The 1390-nt window shown below is 54.9% G+C and carries 2 protein-coding genes; one reads left to right on the forward strand and one right to left on the reverse strand.

Annotated elements, in window-relative coordinates; all coding sequences use genetic code 11:
- A partial coding sequence (locus ACM6UT_RS23265; RefSeq protein ID WP_416799640.1) for a hypothetical protein occupies positions 1 to 270 on the forward strand: 270 nt, incomplete at its 5' end.
- A gap of 1 nt (position 271) precedes the next feature.
- Here the strand turns inward: ACM6UT_RS23265 and ACM6UT_RS23270 are convergent.
- A complete protein-coding gene (locus tag ACM6UT_RS23270; RefSeq protein WP_416799641.1) occupies positions 272 to 1309 on the reverse strand; it encodes an IS110 family RNA-guided transposase in 1038 nt (345 codons plus the stop codon).
- Between the last annotated feature and the right edge of the window lie 81 nt (positions 1310 to 1390).

Raw genomic sequence — 1390 nt, forward strand, 5'->3', positions numbered from 1 at the left:
TTGCAGATGTGGACGGCTCCTCCCTCGTCAGGATTTGAGTATAGGGACAACGCGATTGCTTGCAATCAGATGTCCGGCCTGTTGATGCAGATTCAATCTGCTGGCCAAGATGGTGTTCGCTACGCGCGTTCCAAACACATGGGCGACAATTTGCGTGCCAGTGCAATCTTCGGACTATCGCGTGTACCGACCAATCGGTCGTTCCATCTACTCGCTCCTGCAAGTTCGATTACTCGGCCGTTCGTTCTAAAAGCTGGCCGAGCTGTTTAATCTACGCCGCCGCGGATAATTCAGGGTAGACCGGTTTGTTGTAGACGCCCCCGGAGATCATCAGCCGCCAAGCGATGCGAGCGAACTTGTTCGCCAGCGCGACAGCCACCAGTTTCGGAGGCTTTCGCTCCAGCATTGCAGCCAACCAACGCGATGGCTTAGTTCGTCCCTTTCTGACATGTCTCAGCAGTGCAGTCGCGCCTACAATCAGAATTGAACGGATCGACGGATCTCCCGCCTTCGTGATGCCGCCTAGTCTCACCCGGCCTCCAGTGGAGTGGTCCTTGGGCGTCAAACCAAGCCAGGCAGCAAAATGGCGACCCGAGGTGAAGTTTTCGGCCGGGGGGGCTTTGACGCTCAACATCGTTGACCCGATGGGCCCTATGCCCGGGATGGTCGCAATCCGCCTGCTGACCTCATCGTTTCGATGCCATTTCATAAGCTTGGCCTCCACTTCTTCAAGCCTGGATGCAACGCCTTGGTATTCCTTCGCCTGAAGGTCGAATAACTCTTTTGCTAGCTGGGGAAGTGAATTGTCTTCAAGAATTCGTTTGATCAATTCGTTGACGTTTTGGCGACCGGGCGGACCGACGATGCCAAACTCAGCGGCGTAGCTACGGATCGCATTGGAAAGTTGCGACTTTACGCCAACCAACCGCTCACGAACGCTCATCAACATACAAGCGGCTTGCTGCTCACGCGATTTTATCGGTACGAAACGCATCGAAGGCCGACTGACTGCCTCACATAGAGCTTCGGCATCCGCCGCGTCGTTCTTTCCTCGTTTTACATATGGTTTGACGTATTGCGGTGGGATCAGGCGCACTTCGTGTCCGAAGGAACTCAGCAAGCGCCCCCAGTGATGTGAGCTGCCACAGGCCTCGATGGCGATCAAACTGGGAGGTGCATTTTCAAAAAACTTGATCATTTCCCGACGCCGTAACTGGCGGCGCAGTACGACATCCTCGGTTTGATCGACACCGTGCAACTGGAACACGTTCTTGGATGTGTCCATTCCAATCCGTATTGCGGTCTTCATGGTAAGCGCTCCTCTCGCTCATAGATCCATGGCCATCATGCCACGGATCTCCGAGGTCTCAGAGCCGTCCACACCAACACA

The sequence above is a fragment of the Ciceribacter azotifigens genome, assembly GCF_048159625.1.
Taxonomy (GTDB): Bacteria; Pseudomonadota; Alphaproteobacteria; order Rhizobiales; family Rhizobiaceae; genus Allorhizobium; species Allorhizobium azotifigens.

Excerpts from the sequence above, each read along its gene's own strand:
- ACM6UT_RS23270 (WP_416799641.1), bottom strand. The coding sequence starts at position 1,309 with ATGAAGACCGCAATACGGATTGGAATGGACACATCCAAGAACGTGTTC.